Here is a 24892-nt window from a genome sequence, read left to right as displayed (position 1 = left end):
AAGCTTGCTTAATCTTCCTTACCCATGCGTTCTAAGAGCTGCTGATAATTCGCTGACAAATCAAGCATTGAGTTCTTAAGATCAGAAATATCATCACGCTCAGTCATATTATCGGCCATCAGTGGCTTAATCCAGTTTTTCATCACCTCAAATTGATCCTTGAGGATGTGTGAAAAAAAGTCTGGGACATTATTGACAATTTCCACTTTACCTGGAATCACCACATGACGATCACGCTTATCTTTCTCATCGGGATAGAAAAGACTTGTGAGTTTAGCCATCGTTTCGTCATCTAAACTAAAGCCTGAGCTTTTTCCTGATTTTGCGGAAGCCGCCGCAATCACTTCACTAATCTGACTTAGTTTTTCTGAAAATTGACCTAACTGAACTACAACTTGAGAAACTGGATCACTTTCATCTGCATTCGCAAAGAGTTGATTGCGCCCAAAAGTTTTGCGAATATCGCCAATCCGTTCTACATCTTCATCACTTAAATGATCCGTCAATTCACGGAATTTCAGTAAGTTGAATTCGGCATCACCCGTAAGGGTCTGAGACTCATTGGCGTAATGACTTTGAATCAGAGTATCTAACTCTTTTTCATTCATAATCGGCAAGATTTTTTCAGTGATCTTATTCATATTTCGATAAGAACCCTGAAGCTTAAAACTTGGCTCGGTACGGTAATCATCTTGCACCGAGGCGGAACGAATATATTCTAAATTCACGGCGGCAATCGCATCGCGAACCACGAGTAGTTTCTTTAGAACTTCAACAATATCATTCATATCGGCAGATGAGAAATCACCTTCTATATCAAGCCCTTGAATCGAACCTTTTTCTGCGGCAGCAATAAAGCCTTCTACGTCTTTACGACCTGCGGTTGCGAGCTTCGCAAGACTTGGATTGGAAGTCATGGAGTTTTCTAAGTAAGAAGAATAAAAGGCCTCTTTAGTATCGCCGATTATATCACCCAAATTATAGGTGTCGGCACGATTGGATAGCATGTCTGGAATCTGGAATTTATCACCCGATTCATTATAGGGATTACCCGCCATAATTACACAGACTTTACGTCCACGTAAATCATAAGTTTTCGGTTGTCCTTTATAAACACCTTCAATTTTTCTCTGGCCATCACAAAGAGAAATAAACTTCTGCAGTAATTCGGGATTAGAATGCTGAATATCATCGAGATAGATCATCACATTATCACCCATCTCAAAAGCAAGATTGAGCTTTTTGAGTTCTTCGGCAGCGGAGGCATTGGGCGCTTCGGCAGGATCAAGTGAAGTCACTGCATGGCCAATAGCCGGTGCATTGATTTTCATAAACACTAAACCCAAACAAGAAGCGATATATTCCATCAGTGTTGTTTTACCGTAACCCGGAGGAGAAATCAATAATAACATACCCATCAGGTCAGTACGTTTATTTTCGCCTAATGTACCCATTTGCTTAGCTAAGTTGTCTCCCACCATCGGTAGGTAAACTTCGTTAATTAAACGATTGCGCACAAAAGAACTTAAAACACGAGCTTTAAATTCATGCAAACGCATAAAGGATTTTTGGCCTTCACTGAGTTCGTGCTTGAGGTCAACATAACGACGATATTTTGGTGCCGTAACATTAAGAAATTCTTCCAAACGATGAGAAAAATCTTGGTAGTCCAAGCTGTAAACTCCACCTTCTTTCAGTAAGCTATGTGAACCCACCATGCCAGAGATTTCTTTCTCCATTTCCGCCTGAATGACATGCAGGGGATTGAAGCTCTGTGCCGCAAAAATCAAAGCCGCTTCATTGAGATAAGTTGAATTAAATTCATCTCCACGTAAATCGATAAACGCTTTCATCCATTCACTAATGATTTCAAAACGTTGAGATATATTTCCCACGAATTGGGCATCGAGTGATTCTTCTAGCTTGAGCTTAAAGCGCGCCGATTTGAGGTGAGCCTCAAAAGCGTGATAAAGTTGACTCGCGGCATGCGAAATAATAAAATGATCATGACGCCCGAGTTCGCGAATAAGATAATTTATGACCTGAAGATTCTCTGAATCTTCACAGAGTTCTACCGCCGCAGAATCTCTAAAAGCTTTACTGAGGTCATCAATCAAATCTTGGCCAGGTTTACGCCCAGGAAAGAGTTGATACATGATACCAAAATTTTTGATTCGGCTAAGGAATTGAATTTTCTCTTCACCCTCTGCAAGGCTCAACCAAAATAACTGGGCGCTAGAACGAACTTGAGGTGAGAAGTTCAGCAAATCCATATCGCGCATCAGTAGTAAAACCTGACTGAGAATTAAGGAAGCATCGTGATCGTGAATACCCTTGGTATAATTATCCTCATAGCGAGGAGCCATAAACTGACGGATGTATTCTAGCAAGTCTTCTTGCGTCATGGCAAGGAGTTCGCCAAGTTGCTTTTCGTCTAAGCTATCAATAATGGATTTCACCAAGTACTCCGCTCGGTAAACTTCAGTATTTTCCGAAACACTTTGCATTGCCCAAACTTCACGAGTCTGTTCTAATTCATCGGACTCCACCTTTTCAAAAAAGCGTGTCCCCGTCAAGTGGTAATAAAAATCTCCTTCACGAGAAACCATTGTCAGCTTGAGCTCCTGCTTATTCACCGAGAAAACATGCTTACCAAAACGTACCGCATCTTCACCTTCTACGTAGAGTTCATTCTTATCTTTGAGCTGACGAATAGCCTCTTCTCTCATGCTCTTGAGGCGACTCTCAAGATCATCTGCACGAACGGAATCGCCCGCATCACGTAATTTATTCACTAAGTCACGAAGTTTATCCACCATCATATCGGCGGCAAAATAAGAAGAAATTTCTTTCACTTCTTTAAAGTTTTTAATGCGATTGCCAATAGATTTCAGGATACGGTCAGCAGCAGCCATGTAGGCTTCTGCTTTACGTGAGCGCTCTTCTGTCAGAAAGATTCGACGCTGTTCAAAAGCATTCTGAACCTCATCTCGTTTTTCCGCAAGTACTACAATAAACTCATCAAATTCGGAAAAATGACTCTCGAGCTCTTCGAGCTGAACCATCGCTTTTGTTAGGTATTCTTCTACTAAGTCGGGTTCATTCGCTACATCAAGGTAATTTACCACACCCTGATTAAGTAACTTGAGCTGGGCATTAAATTCTGCTTTGCCTTCTACTGACATCAAATCTTTGATACGATTTTTTAGCTTGCCCTTGGTTTGATTAAGAATCGTAAAGACACTAGAAATTGAGTCAATGACCAGCGTTGTACGCGTGGGATCATCAATCTTGAGGTTCGATACTGTTTCAATCAACATCTCTAACTGACTCGATGTTTCAACAAGCTTTTCTTGAAGCTCACGGCCTTCCATTACTTTTGTGAAGACCTCAAGTTGCGCCTCGTGAGCTTCAATTTGCTCACGATAAGGATTGAGTGACTTTTCATCTGCAAGGAAATCAATGCAACGCCCTGAAATTTTATCAGAAGTCTCAATGATCTCTTGTTCTATTTTCTCACAAAATTCAATATCTGCATAGGGGCGATCTTTAAGTTCTATGATATGTGAACGCAACTGACGTAGCTCACTGAGTTTAGCGACAAATTTGTCGATATGATCAAAAGAGGTGTAGGGGATTTGACGAAAGAGTTCTTCCGCTTCTGCAGCAACTTCTTTGCTTACTTTAGCCGTTTCTTTGCGCAGACGTTTCACTTTTTCGTATTCGTCTATTGCCGTAGTTGAAGCAATTCGAATACCATCTAGAGGCTCAGAAAGTTGACCAACGCCCTCTTCTTTTAACCAAAAATAACCATCGAGAATATCAGTCGATTTTTTCACTACGTCGACATAGAGATCCGAATAGCTCTCACCACGCGAAAGTAAGTTAATCACTTCCTGACACTCGGCCATGCAACTCACGACTTCTTTATTACCGATCTTATAAATCTGACTCTGTGCTTGTTCATCACTTACCTCAGCAATGAAATCTGCTGCAGTAAAAGGAGTTTGCCATACCTGAATTGTATGGTGCTTACGTGGTTCATCTTCCGCTTTAAAGTAGATCATTTTACCATCTGGAAACATGGAGAAACCATGACAAATAATCGGTGTTGATACTTTTTGATCAATTAAATTATAAAACTGCAGTACATAAATCCCCTGTTCACGATTATAGAAAACATAGAGCATGTCTTCACCATTGGGAGATGCCTGCTTGCGATCAAACTTAAGATTACTTACATCTAGGTCAAAAAGTTTATATTCACCATTCTGTAAATAATATCCATTAGAAAATATGATCCCGTGACCTTCTGGCAAGAGTACACAAGAGTTTTTAATGCGGTCAATTCGTACGGCTTCTTTGAGTTTGTCATTGTAGACAATATAACGATCTTCTTTTTCTTGGTAAGGACGGATTTTCAAGAGAATTAGATTATCTAAAATTGAATAGGAAATATCTCCATCATCAAGGGTTTGGTCTTTGTTTTCTACATCTTCTTCATAAATGCCGCTTCCATCACCAGTATTATTTTCTACCTTGATCGTTAAGTCACCACCGACTGTTTCCACAAAGACGCGATCATCAATAGAGATATGGGGGTGCTCACCTTCCACATGCATATCACGCGTGGCTCGATTCCATTCGAATTCGTGTTGTGCCGGGTAACTATATTCATGAACACTACGGTCATCTACATAGGAAATTTGACCTTCATTCATTGTCCACTTGAAGACTTTGAGGTCATCAATGGCATCTCCAATCCTAAAGACCATATAAAGTGTATGACCTCTAGCTGAGAAACGAACAAACTGGGCTTTCTTATAATATTTATAGAGGTCGTTAAACTTGGCTATAAATTCTTCATCCTGGATAAAGCTAAGATCCTGCGCGTGAAAACGCCCTTCTGCATAATTATAAATCGCAAATACATCTTCCAGTCCAGTCTGACTTTTGAGCCCTAGCGTAACATTGTACCCGAAAATGAAAGTTTGCCCCACAGTGATAAAATCCTGTGCGATACAATTGTTTTGCGTTGTTACTTTATCACTACCAATTAAGGATGTAGCTATCGAACCAAAAACTTCTTTACGCTGGCCATTGAGTCCCTCCATGCGACTCTGGAGCTCTTTCACTTGAGCATCGATACGACCCTTCAAAAGCTCGTAGGTTCCACCTCCCAACTGATCCTTATTATCTTCTTCTGACATAAACTCTCCTCTCTAATTGATCCCTAAATATCTAAAAACTTATTCTATCCATCTACTATCGACACCTCTCATGAATGACTCTAAACTGAGTGAGACATAGAAAATGGATAGCTTAAGTAAATCCGAAGAAGAAGTCGATTAACTTCTTCTCCGAGAATCATTTTTATTTAAGGAATTTACCAGCATTTTGAGAACCCATTCCAAGCGCTTCTACTTTACTGAGGAGACCATCAAGTAAACCTTTATCTCCGCCAGATGCCTGAGCAGAAAGCTTCGTCAAAAGCGCAGTTGCTGAAAGATTTCTTAAATCTTCTGAGCTCACGCCAAATTTGTCAACAAAACCTGCGAGATTTTCTTTGAAGCTCTTATCATCATTAAAGAAAGTTTCTTTAACATCAGTGAGAACTTCTGATTTATTAATAAGCTGGTCAGTTTGACGTGCCGTTGTAATAGATTTGAGCATGCTATCAAAGAACATACTATCGCCACCAACAATCTCGATCTTACTATTTTCAAGACCTGATTTAAGCACACTTGCTTGAGCTGCTGCAATATCTGCTTGGATTTGGATTCCTGCGAGTTCAACTTCTTTCTCTTTATTGAGTCTGAGTTTGAATTCTTCGTGTTCTTTACCAACGCCATCAAGTGCTTTCATTGCTTCAGCTTTGGCATGAGTACCTTCCGCTTCTACAGTGTACATCGCACCGGTTGCTTTCGCTTCTTCTGTGCCTTTGAGGCCAATGACTGTTGCTTCAGCAGTACCTTCTTTTTCAATAGCATCCGCCATTGCTGTTTTTACATTAGCTTCAGCTAAACCGGAGGCAGCTTCTTCTGCGGTCACACCCTCGGCTAATCTCTTCTTAGCTTCAGCATCTTTCGTACTTGCTTCAAAACGCGCCTCAGCTTCAATAACTTCTTGTTCAGCCCAAAGTTCTGCAGACTTCTTGCGAGCCTCTGCACCTTTAACTTCTACAATGAGTTCTTCTTCAGCTTTAATTTCTGCGGCTCTTTTATGTGCAGTCGCCACTTTTTCTTCACGAATCATGGTACTTTGACCTTCTTCTTCGGCCTTAGTAATTTCCACGCCTTTGTGACGTTCAGCTTCTGCAAACTCTTTGGTATCTTTAATTTTCTCTTCTTCTTCCACAACGCCACGTTCAACTGTCACACGCTCGCGAATAACTTCCTGGATATTTTTCTTCTCTACTTCTACTGCTTTTTCTTTTGCGATTTCCGCTAAAGTCACCACACGCTCACGATCAGTAGCTTCCAAATCACGATCACGTATCACACGCTCTTGCTCAACTGCTTCAGTACGTTCTTTATTTTTCTGTGCCACAATGATCTGACGATCTTTGTTTTCTTCCGCAACTTTCACATCTTCTTCGGTGCGAATACGCGCTTCTTCCGAACGTTTTAATTCTTGCTGAGAGACGACTTCCGCTTCGGCTGTAGTACGAGCTTCAATATTGGCAATCTCCAATTTCTGCTTCTCTTCGGCTTCGGCTAATTCTTTCTCCATATCGAGAATTTTTTCACGTGCATCTACATTTTGACGCGTAATCGCTTTTTCTTCTTCACGCTCTTGCTCATTAATTTTTACCTTTCTCTCACGTGTAATGGTCGCAATCTTTTCAAGACCGACAACGTCGAGAATATTATCGGCACTCAATCTTTCTTTCGGTGTTTGTTCGAGGTAATCAATCGCGGCATCTTCAAGACTGTAACCATTGAGGTCCGTACCAATGATTTTTATGATTTCATCTTTGAATTCTTGACGTTGAGTATAAAGATCTTCAAATTCAAACATCTTACCCGCAGTCTTTAAAGCTTCCGAGAATTTGGCATCAAAGAGATCCACTAAAGCCTCTTGATCTGAAGCACGATCTACACCAATCATACTTGCAACAGAAAGTACATCATGCTCAGTTTTATTAACTCGTACAAAGAAAACTACAGAGATATCGGCACGCATGTTATCTTTGCAAATCAGCCCATCTGAAGCACGGCGATTAATTTCGATTTTTTTTACGGCTATATCCATTAACTCAAGTCTATGAGCAACGGGAACAATATATATCCCTGTGAAAGAAACTTTTGTCTTCCCTAAACCCGTACGAATAATTGCCTTACCTTGAGGAACCTTTTTGAACCAACTGGCAAGCATAAAAAAGAAGCCTACCAATAATAATAATATAACACCTACAACTATGAGACCCACAATGTTGCCGGCGGCAACAAACACATTTAATAATGATTCCATTAATCACTCCTATTTTGTTTTTACTTTAATAAATTAATCTTATGAATATTTTGTAACTAAATATTTTCGCCTTCCCTCATTCCAGCTTAATACTAAAATCCTCTCTCCTTTATTTATTTGTTCATTCTCCGTATAACAAAGTATTTCAATTGGCGCCGATTTTGTTTCGATACTCGCTCGGCCATGTTCTTCATCTGTATTTTGTAAGAGTACTCCCATGTTGCCCACTGCTTTATCTTGATCTTCTGGGTTATTATTCAAAACCTTTACAATCTTACCAAAAGGTGATGATAAATACTTTGACACAATCAAAGCTCCAAAAAGTATCGGCAAATAACTTATCCATTGTATAAAAGAACCACCTGAACTATTCACCAGCGATTCCACATACACTAATCCTGCCCAAGAAAACAAGACAAAGAAAGTGACTATCACCATAAAGGGCACTTCTGCCAAGTTCAGAAAATCGGCTATGGATCGAAAGAAGCCCGGCTGAGAGTCGGCATTTAGGTCACCATCTAAACCCACATCCGCATCGACGTCCACATCCAGATCAAAATCAAAGAGCGTGACATCCGCCGCACCAATGATCACACTTAGCCAAAAAAGTATCATCAGCACCAATAAAGCCGTAAAGGGGAATATATGCAGACGCATCGCATAATCTAAAATTTCTGACATCACTCACTCCTAATAAATAATTGTTAAATATGACTTGTTCTAAACCTAAATCAACACTGAGCTTTTGAACTTTATTTAAGATTGCCCTCACTGCAGCCAAAAACCTGCTATTTTCCCTTGGTGCACGACCAATTTTGCTAAAGTTTGCTGCTTTTGTCCCTCATACAAAAAACCCTTCATATTTCCTTTCCTTTAATTTTTCATCCACAGATTTCTCAGATTATCACAGAATAAAACGTTTTATTTGTATTGAACTTGAGCCGAAATTTATCAGCAAAGCTTTTTTAAGACCTGTCGCTTTTAAATAGTTTAGGACTTGTGATTCTTCTGCACCACTTAATTTCGTCAGCGCTTTCAACTCTACTAATACTTTATCAAAACATATAAATCTGCTCTATAAAAAGACTTAAGTTTCTCTCCACTATAATAAATATCTAGTTTCACTTCTCTTTGGTAAGGCATCAATTGTTTTGAAAATTCAAGCTCCAAAGCATCTTGATATACCGCCTCTAAAAAACCATGACCTAATTCACCGTGGACTTTGTATGCGGCTCCAATAACTTGATAAGTTAGTGGATCATCTTGTTCTGAATAATTCATCCTACTCCCCTTTTATTACCACCACTACATTCTCAAATCTGTGCTAATCTGAGAAATCTGTGGACCCGTCCTCTCCTTTTTCCGTATACCCACTTCATCCTCAGTTCTGTGCGAATCTGAGAAATCTGTGGACCCCTTCTTCCCCTTTCCTACTTCTTTTTCTTAAGCTGAGCTTTTAGAGCTTCGAGTTCGGCACTTATCGCGTCATCCGACTGCAATTCTTTGAACTGCTCTTCGAGATCATCCACCGAAACTTTACTGAGTTCCATCATCGCTTCTGACATCGCCACATCACGTTCAATTTTCTCTTCATACTTGTTGAAATCCGCAAAGCCATTAAGGACTGAATCCGTACTAGAACTAATACCTGTATCCAAGGCCTGAGAAGTCTCAGCCATTTTTTTACGAGCATCCGCCGCACGTTTTTTGATAACTAGCGTATCACGTTTTTGACGTGCCTCTTGGATTTTGTCTTCAACTTGGTGAAGTTGAGTTTTGATTTTAGCTACTAATGCTGATTCTTCCGTCAGTTGACTACTTAAAGCCAAGCGCTCTTCTTCTGAATTTTTTTTACGTTCTAGAGCTTTGCGCGCCAAATCTTCATTACTTTTTTCTAGTGCTGCAATAGCATTTTTTTGCCACTTGCTTACTTCTGCTTCAGCCGTAGCTAATTTTTTCTCAGTCATCTTTTTTTGACTAATGCAACTCGCCGCATTCGTTCTCAGTTCAGCAATCCCCTTTTCCATCTCCTGAATAAGAGCGTCAAGTGCCACTTCAGGATCTTCATAGCCCGCAATGAGGTCGTCAATTTTACTACTCATGATGTTGCTTATTCTTTTGAAGATATTCATTTTTATTCCTCGTTTATTTATTGTTTCGATGCTAAGAACATAAACGAAATGCGTGCCAAAAAACACACTAAAATGCATAAGTAACTATAAATAAAACACTTAAGGCTAACACAATGATCCGACGACCTATCATCTATCCTCCTTACCCTCAAAAACTTGAGGTTTTTCAACATATCACTTAATGAAAAACCTCATATCCTTGACAGAGCTGGAAAATCTTTCTATATATAAAGGGAATTATTTAGGGAGTCAGTCATGAAGTATGCAGGTATAGCACAATCAAAAGCCATGAAATCGGTCTTAGCGAAAGCTGAAAAATTTGCTCGAGTTCCTCGACCACTGCTCATCAGAGGTGAACGTGGCACAGGAAAAGAACTAATGGCCAAGTTCATTCACGAATCTAGCTCACGCGATAATGAAAAGTTTGTCACCATTAATTGTGCCGCTTTCACAGAGAAGCTCATTGCTTCAGAAATGTTCGGCCATGAAAAAGGTGCTTTCACTGGTGCTAACGAAACTCGGATTGGTCGTATGGAACAAGCCGATGGCGGAACTTTATTCATGGATGAAATCGGAATTATGCCGATGAATTTCCAAGAACAAATCCTACGTACAGTAGAATACCAAACTTTCGAACGAGTCGGCAGTTCAAAACCTATAAAGGTTGACGTTCGCCTCATTTCTGCGACCAACGCAAACTTAGAAGAACTCATGGAAGAAAAACTGTTTCGCCGAGATCTCTATGATCGCCTCACTTTTGCCGAAATTGAACTTCCTGCTTTGCGTCAACGCAAAGACGATATCCCAGCTTTGATCGTCCACTTTATAAAACTACTTCACGAAGAAATGCCTTCACTTCAGCCTCGTAAATTCAGGGCTAGCACAATAGAAGTCATGATGGATTATTATTGGCCAGGTAATATTCGAGAACTAAAAAATATCGTTGAACGCCTCTATCTCTTTGGTGATACTCCCTTCATTGAAGAACATGAACTACCCTCCATTATTTCTGGCGCCGATAGCTTTGGCCTCAGTTTCGACGATCGCGTCGATAATTTCAAACGAAAATTGATTCTCAAAGCTTACGAAGACGCTTCAGGCAATCAAAGCGAAGCAGCTCGCCTGCTACAAATGACCTATAGTCAGTTCAGACATTTCTACCAGAAGTATAATTCTTAGTATCAAGTTAAAGCTATAAAAAACCTCATTTACTGAAAAGTAGATGAGGTTTTTTTGTGCCCAAAAAGAAAGTTTTTGACTCATCAATATTTATAAAACCTTCATAGTAACAGAATTATACTTGATTTAATAAGTGTAGTTTAGATTGAGATTAATAAGGACTAAAATATACATAAACTACTTATAATAAACTTCTTATACTCACAATAAAAAAATACACTACTTTACAGCTGTCCTTAACTTGAATTTCAAAGATAGGTTTATATTTTATAATCACTTACAAAATAGTAAATTATATGATTTATATTACATAAACGTAAAAAGGAACGAAAGACTATGAAAACAAAAATCAAAAAAGCTATCCTTAGCTTTTTCCTCTTTTGCACTGTTACAAGCATGGCAGAAAGCGTCGATGAAAACACCATCCCTCTCGATGTAGAAAAAACTAATCTCCATTTCGGCTTCATTAAATTAACTGATTGTGCCTCTTTAGTTATTGCTAAAGAAAAAGGTTTTTTTGAAGCTGAAGGCCTCAATGTAAAACTAACGGCTCAAAAAAACTGGGTTATACTGCTGGATAACGTCATTAAAGGCGCACTCGATGGCGCTCACATGCTTGCAGGTCAACCTATTGGCGCCACCGTTGGCGTCAGCCAAAAAGCCAATGTAATAACAGCATTCAGTATGGATTTAAATGGTAATGCTATCACCATGGCAACTGATGTCTGGGAACAAATGAAAGAACACATCCCTCAAGATGCCGATGGCAAACCAATTCATCCTATCAAAGCAGATTCACTGAAACCAGTACTCGAAAACTGGGATGGCCCTTTCAATATGGGTATGGTTTTCCCTGTATCAACTCATAACTATGAGCTGAGATACTGGCTAGCTGCTGCGGGTATTCACCCAGGCTTCTATACCGCATCTGACTCTAAAGGTCATACCGATGCTGAAGTCGTTATATCTCCTAACGCTCCTCCACTTATGCCTTCTTACCTTAATAGTCGTGCAATTATGGGCTACTGTGTAGGTGAACCCTGGAATCAGAAGGCCGTATTTGCTGATAAAGATGGTAAACAACTAGGTGTTCCAGTTGTCACTAATTATGAAATCTGGAAAAACAACCCTGAAAAAGTTTTTGGTGTAACGGAAGAATGGGCCGCTAAAAACCCAAAAACTCACACCGCAGTTCTCAAAGCACTTATACGTGCAGCTAAATGGCTTGATGCTTCTGAAGCTAACCGCGAAGAAGCTGTACAAATTCTCTCTAGATCTCACTACGTAGGTGCAGAAGCTAAAGTTCTTCGTAATTCTATGACTGGTACATTTGTTTACGAACGTGGTGATCGCAGAGAAATGCCTGATTTTAACGTCTTCTTTCGCTACAAAGCTACCTACCCTTTCTACTCAGATTGTATTTGGTTCTTAACTCAAATGCGCCGTTGGGGCCAACTCAAAGAAGATCAAAGCGACGAGTGGTACACAAAAACTGCTGAAAAAATCTATAAACCTAATCTCTATATGGAAGCCGCCAAGCTGCTCATAGAAGAAGGCAATATCGAAGAAAGTGAAATTCCTGCAGATGGTGAAACGGGCTATAAGCCCGCTACCACGGAAGACATCTTCATCGATGGCAAAGTCTATGACGGAAAAAAACCTAACGACTACATCGATAGCTTCGAAATCAAAGCTCCTTAATCATTAAATTCCGCCCCTCCTCTGTGAGGGGCACCACCAATTGGAAACTTGCAGGATATACTCATGAAACAAAAGCTCATCAATTTTTTTGAATTAACAGGACTCACCTGGTTCATTCCTATCGTACGATTATGTACTGGAGATGATCCAAAAGAACAAATGGGAGACCTCTTCCGTCAAATAGCTCTACCGCTAGCTGCAATAGTATCTTTCTTTATGATATGGAGTTACAGCTCTACCAAAATAAAAACATCCGTTGGTCAATTACCTGGTCCCTCTTACGTATTAAGTCAGGCCAAAGCCATGTGGGCCACTCACAAAACCGAAAAATTTAACAAAGATGAATTTATCACCAACGAAAACTTTCGAAAAGAACTCGCTGGACTTATTGAGCAACGTCAACAAACAAGCATGAGCGAAACCAAAAAAGTTCTTACTTCTAAAATCAATTCTCTTAAAAGTGTTATCGGAAAACATCTTAGCAAACTCAGCAATGAGATAAAAGTGAATCAAGCTATTGTTGAAAAAGCTGAAGGTGATAAAAAAGCATCTGTAGCTACTCTCACGACTCAACTCAAGACAATGAAAAAATTCGTCTATGACGACAATAAAGAACTGGTAATGGACTTAGATGGCAAACCCAAACTTTCTGATGAAAGTTTATCTAAACTAGCCAATATCAATAATCGCCGGGTAGCTGTTTACGAAGGGAACCTTGCTCGTATCTATAAAAGCAGTGAAAACACCGCTTTAGCTTTGATTAAAAAGATTGAGAAAATTGATAAATACTACCAACAAGACCTCATCTATCAAAATGATCCTAAAAAAGCTGAATTAGAGAAAAAAATAAGTTCCAACAAAAAGAAACTCGATGCTTTTGAAAAACAAATTTTTAAAGGTAAAGAATACAACTCCAATGGTAGTATTGTCGATTATATAAAACTGAGTATCATCACTGTTTTATTTGGCTTTTTCCTAGCGGCTTTCATTGCCATCCCCATTGGCATCCTTTGTGGACTTAGCCCTTCAATCATGACTGCCCTTAACCCACTCATACAAACTTTCCGTCCGGTGTCTCCCCTCGCCTGGGTATTAATCACTATTCAGATCATTGATGGTATTTTCGTCGGTGATAATGCTCTCACTGGCGACATCGTAAAGAATACTTTTCTTCACTCAGGGATCACTGTAGCACTCTGTGCGATGTGGGCCACATTATCTAACACCGCGCTTGGTGTAAGCTCTGTAGACCCCGATCATATGAACGTCGCCAAAGTATTGAAGCTGAGCTGGTTTGACCGTATTTTTAAAATTATCATCCCCTCTGCCATCCCTTATATTTTTACAGGATTACGCATCACTCTAGGTGTGGGATGGATGGTGCTGATCGTTTCAGAAATGATGGCTACTTCAAGAGGTCTGGGTTGGTACATTGATCAAGAGTACCAAAATAATAAAGTTGAATCTCTCGCCAATATCATCGTCTGTATCTTCATCATTGGTTTCATTGGTGCCGTACTCGACCGTATCATGTCAATCTTCCAAAAACTCGTAAGTTTCAACGACGACGTAGCCGCTTAATTAGGAGCTGATAATGGACTATATTCTAGAACTCAATAATGTCAGTAGACACTTTGGCGAAAAAGAAAATCGCGCCGAGATCCTTAAAGACATAAATTTACAGATTAAAGAAGGAGAATTTGTCGCCATCGTCGGTTTTTCTGGCATGGGAAAATCTACTCTTATCAACCTCATGGGCGGACTCTTGGAACCCAGTGAGGGTGAAGTAAGATGCAAGGGTGAAGCCGTTACGGGCCCTGCTCCTGACAGAGGCGTCATCTTTCAAAACTATTCTTTACTTCCTTGGTTATCCGTCGAAGGCAATGTCGGCTTAGCAGTCAATCAAATCCACAAAGATAAACCAAAGCACGAACGCAAAGCTTTAATAGAAAAATATGTGGACATGGTCAGCTTAACACCTGCGATCCACCAAAAACCGAAAGAACTTTCAGGGGGTATGCGCCAGCGTGTTTCTGTAGCACGGGCCCTTTCCATGGATCCCGATATCTTACTCATGGATGAACCCTTAAGTGCCCTCGATGCTCTAACTCGTTCAGTACTACAAGATCAGATCATCAATATCTGGAAATCTACAGGAAAAACCGTTGTGCTCATCACCAATGATGTTGATGAAGGCATCTATATGGCTGATCGAATCATTCCAATCACCATAGGTCCCAATGCCACACTCGGCCCTTCTTACGATATCAATATCCCTCGTCCACGTAATCAAAAAACCCTCAATCATAATGAGCAATACCGCAAACTACGTGCTGAAGTCATTGGTTTCTTAAATGAAGAAAAACGCAAAGAACAATTAAACGACACTACCGATAGCTCTAGCTATCCACTACCGGCTATTGAGCCGGCTGTCATCTGAGGTTTATTATGGATAAAAATCGCTATTTAGAACTATCGAATTTAAGTAAAATTTACGAAACTAAAAAAGGTCCCTTTGTCGTCTTAGAAGATTTTAATCTACAAATACCCGAATCTGAATTTGTTTGTCTTATTGGCCATTCAGGCTGTGGAAAATCGACAATCCTCTCAATGGTTGCTGGTTTAAATGATATAACAAAAGGTTCAGTCGCTGTAGCAGACAAAGAAATAAATGGCCCTGGACCCGACAGAGGAGTCGTCTTTCAAGCGCCCAGTCTGCTCCCTTGGTTAACTGCCTATGAAAATGTCATGCTAGGGGTTAAAAAAGTTTACCCTCATGCCAGTGCCAAGGAAAAAGAAGAAATTGTTATGCACTATCTCCACGCAGTTGGCCTTAGTGGTGCCATTGATAAAAAACCCAAGGAACTCTCTAGTGGCATGCGTCAACGCGTAGGTATCGCTCGCGCCTTTGCACTTAAGCCAAAAATAATGTTACTCGATGAACCCTTAGGGATGCTTGATGCTCTCACAAAATACGAACTCCAGGATCTGATTGTTAAACTTCATGGGGAACACAAGCTCACCACCTTGATGGTAACACATGATGTAGATGAGGCCCTCTATCTTTCGGATAGGGTGATTATGATGACCAATGGCCCTAAAGCAACTTTAGGTGACATTTTAGTCAATGACTTGCCTCGTCCGCGTGATCGTCAAGCCTTACTCAATCATCCGAATTACTACCCTTACCGTGAACACTTAATTTCTTTTTTAGAGGATCAAGAAGAATTAAAGAAAAAACACGCTTAAACACTTTCCCGGGCTGCTTTAGTTTTCGCCTGCAAACTTCCACTGAAGTGGCCTGGGATTTTTTTCACAATACTTTCCCAGGCTGTCTTGGTTTTCGCCTGCAAACTTCCACTGAGATGGCTTGGGGATTTTTTATATACAGTTTCATATCAAAAAAACTAAAAAACAGACTCTATCTTTATGAAAGAAAAAATTATCATTATTGGCTTTGGCATGGTTGCCAAACATTTCTGTGACCAGTTTGTTAAACTGGGCTTAGGAAACCAATATGATTTGATCATTTTCAGTAAAGAAAAACACCTGGCTTATGACCGTGTCAAGCTCACAAATTATGCTAGAAATAATAATTTCGATAGTATATGCTTAGCTAAAGCTGAATGGTTTCGAGAAAATGACATCGGGCTTCATCTTGGAGAAGGTGTAGAACAAGTAAATACTGAGCAACAAAAAGTTATTAGTGACACAGGCAAGACTTATAGCTACGACAAACTCATATTTGCAACAGGATCATCTCCTTTTGTCCCACCTATACCAGGTGTGGAAAAAAAAGGTGTTTTCACCTACAGAACTATTGATGATGCCGACGCCATCCGCACATTTTCAAATAACAAAAAAACTGCTGTCGTTATTGGTGGTGGCCTACTCGGAATTGAAGCCGCTGATTTTCTCCAAGCTCAGGGCTTAAGTACACACATCATTGAAATGGCTGATTTTTTGATGCCAAAACAATTAACCCCCGAAGCTTCCAATCGACTTAAACAACAGATTCATAAAAAAGGCTTTAAGGTTCATACGGGAACGGCTACAAAGGAAATAAAAAATAGTTTCTCACACCTAGAAATATCTTTTAAAGATGGCTCTGCCATCAACTGCGATATCATCGTCATTTCCGCGGGTATTCGCCCCAATCATCAAGTGGCAAAAAACGCCGGAATTGATACATCTCTTGGCGGAGGAATAATTTGTAATGACTCACTCCAAACTTCAGCTCCAAATGTCTATGCTATGGGAGAATGTGTGCGCCATCAAAACACTATCTATGGTCTCGTTGCTCCCGCCTATAAAATGGCCGAGATTTTAGCGTCTAATTTCTCTGGACAAACACAAAAATTCTTAGGCGCAGATACCTCGACCCGTTTAAAACTTTTGGGGGAAAACGTCGTTAGTTTAGGAGCTGCTTTACAGCCTTTCAAATCGATCACTTATCAAGATGAAAATACCTACCGGATGTTAAGCATAGATCAAAAGCATCTTGTTGGTGCCATCGGAATTGGCGAATGGACCGACTTGGGCCGCATCCAAAGTGCTATCGAAAATCGCATGTTGCTGACAGAGCAAGAAATTAAAAACTTTCTCAAAACAGGCAGCTTTTGGAACATTACTGATTCAGTAGAAAGATGGCCCGATGAAACCATCATTTGCAACTGCCTAAAAGTTACTAAAGGTGAAATCGTCCAATGCTTTAAAACTTGTAACAATGATATCGCTACTTTAAAAAAAGAAACGGGGGCCTGTACCGCTTGTGGATCTTGCGAGGGACTGATTGCGCAACTCGCTGGTAAAGAACTTGAACTCCGTAGAAAACCAAATCGTGGACTACTGATCTCATCATGCCTATGTTTATTCGCTTTGTTACTGCTCTTTTTTACCCCCACTTATTGGACTATTGATTCGTACGACTCACACGCTTACAAACTTACCCAAAGTCTACGTAGTGGTCTTTGGAGACAAATTACGGGCTTTACTATTCTAGCTCTTAGTATCTTTGCTGGACTGATTAGTATGCGTAAGCGCTTTAAATTTTTCCGCTGGGGAAGCTATAATTTATGGCGATTATCTCATGCGATTTTTGCGCTCTTAAGCCTCATCATTCTCATGGCTCACACCGGTTTTAGTTCTGGGAAAAATCTCAATTCATACTTATTTTGGACCTTTTTTACAATGAATTCATTTGGTGTCATCACCGGCTTTACCACCAGTTTTGAATTTTATGGAACTAATAAAATAGCCGCTTTTTGTCGACGTTGGAGACGCCCCATAACTTTTGTTCATTTCTTCGTTTTTTGGCCATTACCCGTACTCATTACTTTTCACATTATCCAAGCTTATTATTTCTCATTATGAAAACTCTTATTCCTATACTTGCATGGCTCGCACTCAGTGCTATGGCTTCAATTTTCTTCGGAAATGAACTCCTCAACGAAGAGCTCAAGCCCAATTTTTTACCTAACGAAACTAGCCATGGTCACTACCAAATCGAGCTCAAATGCAATGCCTGTCATACTCCCAATATGGGGATCAAAGAAAATGCTTGTCTTGACTGCCACCAACAAGACCTCAAAGATGGGCAAGATTCTCACCCTGCAACGAAATTTAACGATCCAAGGAACTTTGAAATGGTACAAAATCTTGATGGACGTAAATGCATAACTTGCCATAGTGAGCACGTGCCTCACTCTACGTCAAAAATGGGACTCACTCTACCAAGTGACTTTTGCATGGAGTGCCACCAGGATATCGGCGAAGAAAGAGAGTCTCATAAAGGACTCGATTTCACTAGTTGTGCGACGGCTGGATGTCATAATTACCATGATAATCGTGCCCTCTATGAAGATTTTCTTGTGGAGCATTATGGCGAAGATCCTCATCTACATACTGCCAGTGAAATCTCAATTAATAAAAAAATAGCTAAAAACAAACAATTATTTGAACACGATTCACCCGAATTGCCAAATCCACAAATTTTACATGACTGGAGCTCCACTGCACACGCGGCGGCAGGAGTTAATTGCCGTGATTGTCATCAAAGTGAAGAAAATACAGCTTGGACTGACAAAGTTCCCTTAGAAACCTGCCAGAATTGTCATCAAACTCAGACTGATTCATTTAAACAAGGTCGCCATGGCATGAGGCTCGACGTGGGACTGCCTGCGATGAAAGTCGGTGATGCTCGTTTAGAAATGAAAGTACAAGCGGCCCATCGTGAGGTGAATTGTATTAGCTGTCATAATGATCATCGCTTTAACCTTCGAACCGCTGCAATGGATGCCTGCCTAAAGTGCCATAATGATGCGCATTCACTGAATTATAAAAAGTCACCTCATTACACCTACTGGAGGATTGATTCAGAAATGCAAGAATTCAACAAGGGTGTTTCCTGTGCCACCTGCCACATGCCCCGCATAAAGAAAAATGGCAAAGTCATCGTAGACCATAATCAAAATAATAATCTTCGACCTAATGAGAAAATGATCCGTAGTGCTTGTATGAAATGTCATGGACTCGAATTCTCAATAAATGCCCTCGCCGACCCTGAATTAATCAAACATAATTTCAATAAGGCTCCTAGTAAAAAAATCAAATCCCTCGAATGGGCTAAACAAAGAGAATAAGGAGGTTCACATACATATACAAAAATCTACATCTCCAAAACCACAAAATATATTTTGCAGGCATTATCACTATAGACAATTTAAGGAATAAATATTATGAAATTCATCAAAACGACATGTCTCACTTTAGCTTTAGCTGCTGCCTTCTTTAGCTCTTGTAATAAACCCGCTGAAACTGCTGCCCCGGCAACAGTCGAAGCTAGTGTTAAACCTCAAAAAATGGCCGATGCACTATTTGCCGTCATGAAAGGTACTCGAACAGCCTACACTAAACACGTCATTAAGTACTTGGGCAAAACTAAAAAAATACTCAAACCTCATGAACAATGGGAAGATAAAGAAAATGGCGTCATGCTCCCTGCTCAAATGTTCCGCTATGGTCGTGATTTAGCCATGGAACAGAACCCCGGCTTTACCTACTCGCTGCAATCTGAATGGCCCATCAATAAGCAAAATGCTCCAAAGACCCCCATGGAAAAAGACGGTCTTAAGTTTATCGGTGCAAACCCAGGTAAAAACTTTTATGGTACAGAAGATCTAGGTGGCAAAAAATTCTACACCGCGGTTTATCCTGACGTAGCGGTTTCCGATGCTTGCATTGATTGCCATAATGATCACAAAGATTCCCCCAGAACAGATTTTATCATGGGAGAAGTCATGGGTGGCGTTGTCATTCGTATCCCCATGAATTAAAATTACTGTGATTAAGCCAGTAAAGTACTGCATACTGCCTTAGCGTTAAATGGAGCGGGCCCGGCCCGCTTTCTTCAAGAACTATAAACATGTATATGAATTACTTAGAAGTTATTGCGAACCTAAATGAAGGTGACATATGATAGATCTCTCTAAACTTGATTTACAGCGCGAAAAGTCCGCTCTACATTTAGATTTAATCAAAAAATTTATCCAGGAGAACGAACTCCCTTCTTCATTTTTGAGTACGGCTTGGCAATACTACCTTCCTTTATCTCTCAATCTGCTGCAATGGTCGCAAGAAAAACGAACTCAGGACGGCAAGAGCTTTATCCTTGGCATCAATGGCGCACAAGGAACAGGTAAATCAACTTTAGCCCAATTACTTAAATCATTATTATGCGAATTTGGCCTTAATGTCGTCACACTTTCGATTGACGATTTCTATCTGACTAAAAATGAACGTAATCAATTGGCCTCTTCTACTCACCCACTTTTAAAAACACGTGGTGTCCCAGGAACTCATGATCTTCCGCTCGCCAATCAAATTTTAGATAGCTTGGCGGCACTGCCTAGTGACGAAAAAATTTCAAGTCTTAAAATACCTCGATTTAATAAGGCTATAGATGATCGCTTTCATAATGGCGATGCCTTACCTAACCAGTTTGTTGATATCATTATACTCGAAGGCTGGTGTATCGGAGCCAAGCCCCAACCATTGGAACTCTTAGAAACACCCGAGAATGAGCTAGAAAACTCTGAAGATCTTCCAGGAGATTGGCGACATTACATCAACCAAAAACTCGCCGATGAATACCAAGTACTCTTTAGTAAACTCGATTATTTAGCCATGTTAAAGGCACCAAACTTTGAAGTCATTCACCTATGGCGGAGTCAGCAAGAAGAACAATTACTCAAGCAACAATCGGATACATTGGCTAAATCACAGATCATGAACAGCACTGAATTAAAGCGCTTTATCATGCATTATGAACGCCTAACGCGTTGGATGCTCAAGGAAATGCCTCAGCAGAGTGATATCACCTTTCATCTTAACGATAATCATTCCATTGTGAAACAAGATACCAACAATGCGAATTGGACGCATTACATAAAATCTTGTCAGCTCATGCTTGTCACCGATCTCGATGCGAGTCTCTTAGATGAGCAGTATAGCTGGACTGCCGCAAATCAAAGCCTTGCACAGCTACGTGCTTTATCTTTCCCCGTGATTTTCAATTCAAGTAAAACACTTGCCGAAATGATCCCATTATCAGAGAAAATTCAGCAGCAATTTCAAAGCCCTCCCACAGCTATTGTCGCAGAAAACGGAGGCCTTATTGCTTATCCAAACGATGCGCAATACAATATTTCTGTGAGCTCAGTTGATATAAAAGCGATCTTGAAAGTTGCTCATGAATTACGTCGAAAAAACAATTACCTCTTTACGGGATTTAGTGACATGACTCCCGAGGAAGTAAGCTCTGCCACTGGCCTCGAACTCAAGGCTGCAAGCTTAGCCAAGCAACGCAATGCTACAGAACCTCTTTTATGGTATGATAGCCAAGAAAAATTGATCGAGTTCAAAAAATCACTTGAAGACGCTGGTATCAGAATTGTCCTCGGAGGTCAATTCATCCACCTCATGGGACAAGCTGACAAAGCTGATGCTCTTCAACAACTGAGAGCTTATTATATAAAAAAGCATCCATCTCATCATTGGCTTGTTGTCGCACTTGGAGATAGTCCAAATGATCAAATTATGCTTAACAAAGCGGATTTAGGAATTCAAATCCCCAACAAAAAGCGTCCCCCATTTAATCTAAGCACCACACACTCTATCCAATGTACCGAATATGGCCCCGCCGGATGGCAGCAGGGCATAAGAGAAATTCTACAATCCTTTTATGGAATTCAATTTTAACGAAGACAATGATCTTCAAACACTAGGAGAACACCATGGGCGATTTTCATCAACACGGTACCATAACAACTCTACACAGTCTCAATCAACGACCGATAAATGAATTAGAAGATGAATTAAGAAGTTTCAGTAAAAAAAACCCGATGGCCTTATTACTACCCTCGCTCTATTCTGAACTTGAAGGCCCCGCGTTGGCCAATATTGTCGAAGAACTTCGAGATGTCGATTATTTAAGCCAAATTGTTGTCGGTCTCGATTGCGCCGATGAAGATCAATACCGCAACGCTCTACAATTTTTTAATTGCCTACCTCAGAAACCTCAAATCATGTGGCATGATGGTCCGCGTTTACGCGCAATAGATGCCTTACTCCAATCCTATGATTTAGCTCCTCCACACCCAGGAAAAGGACGTAATGTCTGGTATATGTTTGGCTACATTTTAGCTACGGAAAAAGCTAAAGCAGTCGCTCTTCACGATTGTGATATCCTTACGTACAAGCGCGACTTATTAGCGCGCCTCATTTATCCAGTTGTGCACCCCAACTTCAGTTATAAATTTTGTAAAGGTTTTTACTCACGCATTGCGAGTGAAAAACTCAATGGCCGCGCATGTAGACTCCTTGTCACTCCGTTGATCCGTGCGATGAAACAAGTTTGTGGTCCCAATGAATACCTCGATTATCTTGATAGCTTCCGCTATGCCTTGGCAGGTGAATTCTCTATGAAAAGTGATGTCTTAGAAGACATCAGAATACCCGCGGATTGGGGGCTCGAAATGGGAGTTTTATCAGAACTTCAACGCAATTACTCTAACAACCAAATTTGCCAAGTTGATATCGCCGATAATTATGATCATAAACATCAAATTCTCTCGGAAAGCGATCGCTCCAAAGGACTGTCTAAAATGAGTGCGGACATTGCCAAATCACTCTTTAGAAAAATGGCCACACAAGGCACGGTCTTCTCAACGGGAACTATACGTACCATCAAGGCAACTTACTACCGCATTGCCCTTGACCTCATTGATAGCTATAATAATGATGCGCTCATCAATGGTCTATCTTATGACCGCCACAAAGAAGGCCAAGCGGTTGAACTCTTTGCCGAAAACATTCTCCACGCTGGCCAAGATTTCTTAGAAAAAGCTATGGAAAGTCCCTTTATGCCTAGCTGGAAACGGGTCACGGCGGCGGTACCAGATATTTTTGAAAGACTTGTCGATGCCGTTGAAAAAGATCATCGCGATTTTTCAGCCGCCACAATGAAGAAACCTGTACTTTCTCCTTCTACACAGCGTCTAAAAGAGCGCATATCACTTCACTTAAGTGAAATATATGGATCATTAAACACAGATATCTGTACCGACACTTTGAGCGATAAGCTTATGGATCAATTAAATCTCTCTACAAGTCATTTATCCAATACAAAACAGGATAAGTGGTCTGAAGATGATGTGGTCCTGATCACTTATGGTGACACTATCAAAAAGTCGGATAAAAGTGAACCTCCACTACGCACCCTTCACCGCTTCCTTCATCGTGAATTAAACAAAACCATCAATTCCGTTCATATTTTACCCTTTTCACCTTTTAGTTCCGATGACGGCTTTTCGGTAATTGATTACGATGCAATCAACCCTGAACTTGGAACTTGGCAAGAAGTCGAAGCTATTGCTAGCGAGTTCAAGCTAATGGCTGACTTAGTCATCAATCACTGCTCAAGTCAATCAAAGTGGTTTAAGAATTTTCTTAAAGACAAATCACCTGGAAAATCCTACTTTATTGTTCCCAAGGCTTCGACTGATCTGAGTAAAGTCATAAGACCTCGCGCTACTCCTTTGTTAAGCGAATTTAAAACTGAAAAAGGAGAGAAATCTGTTTGGTGTACCTTTAGTGCTGACCAAATCGATCTCAATTATGCTAATCCAGAAGTGCTCTTTGAAGTCATTCGTATTCTATGTGATTATCTTAAACATGGAATCAGACTTTTCCGCCTCGATGCGGTTGCCTTCCTGTGGAAAGAAAGTGGCACGGAGTGTGTTCATTTACATCAAACACATGAGATTATAAAACTCATCCGTTTAGTGATCGAAAGTATAGAACCGTCGGCGCTCATCATTACAGAAACCAATGTTCCAAATCGTGAAAACCTGAGTTATTTTGGCAATGATAATGAAGCTCACATGATCTATAATTTTTCTTTACCTCCCTTGCTGATTAATAGCTTACTTACTGGTGACTGTTCACATCTTAAAACATGGATGATGTCTATGCCTCCTGCAAAACGAGGTCGTACTTACCTCAACTTCATTGCTTCTCATGATGGTATAGGCGTGCGTCCAGCAGAAGGTTTATTACACGACAAAGAGTTAAGTAACATGCTTTCTACTCTCAGTAGTTTTGGAGGTCATATTTCTATGCGACGAATGCCTGATGGCCAAGATAAACCTTATGAAGTTAATATCTCATTATTCGATGCACTTAAAAATACGGTTGATGCGGCTTCTTCTGAATCCGATCAATGGCATATTGAACGCTATATCTGCGCCCATACAATCATGCTAGCCCTTGAAGGTATTCCTGCCATATATATACACAGTTTACTTGGAACGCATAATAATCACGACCTCGCTAAACAAACGGGACGTGCACGCTCTATTAATCGTAGTCAATGGGATATTAATGATCTTAATGAACAACTCCAAGACCCCTCTAGCCACCACATGACGGTTTTTAATAGACTTAAAAAACTGATCAAAATTCGTCGCAAACAAGCTGCTTTTCACCCAAATGCGACACAGTACACCTTACATTTAGGGTCTTCGCTATTTGCCTTCTGGAGAGAGAGCCTCGATCGTCACCAAAATGTCTTTGCTATTCACAATATTAGTAAGCAGGTTCAAAAGATCCCCTTAGTAGAACTCAACCTAATTAGCACAGAAACTTGGTATGATTTATTAAGTGAGGATGTTTACCACGATTTAAATACTGTGATTGAATTAGCACCCTACCAATGTGCATGGATCACAAATAAAACCTAATAGCAAGTACTATCCCTAAGTCAAATATTTGCACACCCACCTCTACATATGATATATATTACGTAATTGTAACTATTTTGTTTATTTTTCGCTAAATGTAATTTTATT

General features: G+C 40.3%; 14 protein-coding genes and 1 pseudogene. 10 read left to right on the top strand and 5 right to left on the bottom strand.

All coding sequences use genetic code 11. The features are described from left to right. Positions 1-8: 8 nt before the first annotated feature. From PQO03_RS15260 to PQO03_RS15240, 5 genes and pseudogenes are all read right to left on the bottom strand, one after another. Positions 9-5210, bottom strand: a complete 5202-nt coding sequence (locus PQO03_RS15260) for a DNA repair ATPase (protein ID WP_274154052.1) — start codon at positions 5208-5210, stop codon at positions 9-11. A gap of 163 nt (positions 5211-5373) precedes the next feature. After that, a complete protein-coding gene (locus PQO03_RS15255) occupies positions 5374-7473 on the bottom strand; it encodes a flotillin family protein (protein ID WP_274154051.1) in 2100 nt (699 codons plus the stop codon). A 39-nt stretch (positions 7474-7512) separates the two neighbouring features. Next, positions 7513-8154 (bottom strand): OB-fold-containig protein, encoded by a 642-nt coding sequence (locus tag PQO03_RS15250; protein ID WP_274154050.1) that lies wholly within the window; start codon positions 8152-8154, stop codon positions 7513-7515. A gap of 223 nt (positions 8155-8377) precedes the next feature. Continuing rightward, a pseudogene (locus tag PQO03_RS22145) lies at positions 8378-8754 on the bottom strand (GxxExxY protein). Between the two features lie 149 nt (positions 8755-8903). Next, entirely contained in the window at positions 8904-9605 is a 702-nt protein-coding gene (locus PQO03_RS15240; RefSeq protein ID WP_274154048.1) for a PspA/IM30 family protein, read from the bottom strand. Positions 9606-9860: 255 nt separating this feature from the next. Here PQO03_RS15240 and PQO03_RS15235 point away from each other — a divergent pair, with 255 nt between their 5' ends. The 10 genes from PQO03_RS15235 (at position 9861) to PQO03_RS15190 (ending at position 24784) form a co-directional block, all read left to right on the top strand. Further along, positions 9861-10784: a sigma 54-interacting transcriptional regulator gene (locus tag PQO03_RS15235; RefSeq protein ID WP_274154047.1), complete on the top strand. Its 924-nt coding sequence runs from the start codon at positions 9861-9863 to the stop codon at positions 10782-10784. A gap of 336 nt (positions 10785-11120) precedes the next feature. Then, entirely contained in the window at positions 11121-12485 is a 1365-nt protein-coding gene (locus tag PQO03_RS15230) for a CmpA/NrtA family ABC transporter substrate-binding protein (protein WP_274154046.1), read from the top strand. A gap of 63 nt (positions 12486-12548) precedes the next feature. After that, entirely contained in the window at positions 12549-14066 is a 1518-nt protein-coding gene (locus tag PQO03_RS15225; protein WP_274154045.1) for an ABC transporter permease, read from the top strand. A 13-nt stretch (positions 14067-14079) separates the two neighbouring features. Beyond that, positions 14080-14925, top strand: a complete 846-nt coding sequence (locus PQO03_RS15220; RefSeq protein ID WP_274154044.1) for an ABC transporter ATP-binding protein — start codon at positions 14080-14082, stop codon at positions 14923-14925. Positions 14926-14933: 8 nt separating this feature from the next. Then, complete coding sequence (locus PQO03_RS15215; RefSeq protein ID WP_274154043.1) at positions 14934-15734, top strand: ABC transporter ATP-binding protein; 801 nt, start codon at positions 14934-14936, stop codon at positions 15732-15734. Between the two features lie 180 nt (positions 15735-15914). Then, entirely contained in the window at positions 15915-17858 is a 1944-nt protein-coding gene (locus PQO03_RS15210; RefSeq protein ID WP_274154042.1) for an FAD-dependent oxidoreductase, read from the top strand. Continuing rightward, positions 17855-19126 carry an ammonia-forming cytochrome c nitrite reductase subunit c552 gene (locus tag PQO03_RS15205; protein ID WP_274154041.1) on the top strand — a complete coding sequence of 424 codons (1272 nt, stop codon included), beginning with the start codon at positions 17855-17857 and terminating at the stop codon, positions 19124-19126. Before PQO03_RS15210 ends, PQO03_RS15205 begins: the two co-directional genes overlap by 4 nt. 96 nt (positions 19127-19222) lie before the next feature. Next, positions 19223-19819 carry a Tll0287-like domain-containing protein gene (locus PQO03_RS15200; protein WP_274154040.1) on the top strand — a complete coding sequence of 199 codons (597 nt, stop codon included), beginning with the start codon at positions 19223-19225 and terminating at the stop codon, positions 19817-19819. A 139-nt stretch (positions 19820-19958) separates the two neighbouring features. Continuing rightward, a complete protein-coding gene (locus tag PQO03_RS15195; RefSeq protein WP_274154039.1) occupies positions 19959-21743 on the top strand; it encodes an HAD-IIB family hydrolase in 1785 nt (594 codons plus the stop codon). A 35-nt stretch (positions 21744-21778) separates the two neighbouring features. Next, complete coding sequence (locus PQO03_RS15190) at positions 21779-24784, top strand: alpha-amylase family glycosyl hydrolase (protein WP_274154038.1); 3006 nt, start codon at positions 21779-21781, stop codon at positions 24782-24784. The last annotated feature ends 108 nt before the right edge of the window (positions 24785-24892 follow it).

This window comes from Lentisphaera profundi, assembly GCF_028728065.1.
Taxonomy (GTDB): domain Bacteria; phylum Verrucomicrobiota; class Lentisphaeria; order Lentisphaerales; family Lentisphaeraceae; genus Lentisphaera; species Lentisphaera profundi.
Note: the sequence above shows the minus strand (reverse complement) of the source record. Positions and strands in the feature narration are given on the sequence as shown.

Coding starts and splice junctions, on each gene's coding strand:
- PQO03_RS15260 (WP_274154052.1), bottom strand. CDS start 5,210: ATGTCAGAAGAAGATAATAAGGATCAGTTGGGAGGTGGAACCTACGAG.
- PQO03_RS15255 (WP_274154051.1), bottom strand. CDS start 7,473: ATGGAATCATTATTAAATGTGTTTGTTGCCGCCGGCAACATTGTGGGT.
- PQO03_RS15250 (WP_274154050.1), bottom strand. CDS start 8,154: ATGTCAGAAATTTTAGATTATGCGATGCGTCTGCATATATTCCCCTTT.
- PQO03_RS15240 (WP_274154048.1), bottom strand. CDS start 9,605: ATGAATATCTTCAAAAGAATAAGCAACATCATGAGTAGTAAAATTGAC.
- PQO03_RS15235 (WP_274154047.1), top strand. CDS start 9,861: ATGAAGTATGCAGGTATAGCACAATCAAAAGCCATGAAATCGGTCTTA.
- PQO03_RS15230 (WP_274154046.1), top strand. CDS start 11,121: ATGAAAACAAAAATCAAAAAAGCTATCCTTAGCTTTTTCCTCTTTTGC.
- PQO03_RS15225 (WP_274154045.1), top strand. CDS start 12,549: ATGAAACAAAAGCTCATCAATTTTTTTGAATTAACAGGACTCACCTGG.
- PQO03_RS15220 (WP_274154044.1), top strand. CDS start 14,080: ATGGACTATATTCTAGAACTCAATAATGTCAGTAGACACTTTGGCGAA.
- PQO03_RS15215 (WP_274154043.1), top strand. CDS start 14,934: ATGGATAAAAATCGCTATTTAGAACTATCGAATTTAAGTAAAATTTAC.
- PQO03_RS15210 (WP_274154042.1), top strand. CDS start 15,915: ATGAAAGAAAAAATTATCATTATTGGCTTTGGCATGGTTGCCAAACAT.
- PQO03_RS15205 (WP_274154041.1), top strand. CDS start 17,855: ATGAAAACTCTTATTCCTATACTTGCATGGCTCGCACTCAGTGCTATG.
- PQO03_RS15200 (WP_274154040.1), top strand. CDS start 19,223: ATGAAATTCATCAAAACGACATGTCTCACTTTAGCTTTAGCTGCTGCC.
- PQO03_RS15195 (WP_274154039.1), top strand. CDS start 19,959: ATGATAGATCTCTCTAAACTTGATTTACAGCGCGAAAAGTCCGCTCTA.
- PQO03_RS15190 (WP_274154038.1), top strand. CDS start 21,779: ATGGGCGATTTTCATCAACACGGTACCATAACAACTCTACACAGTCTC.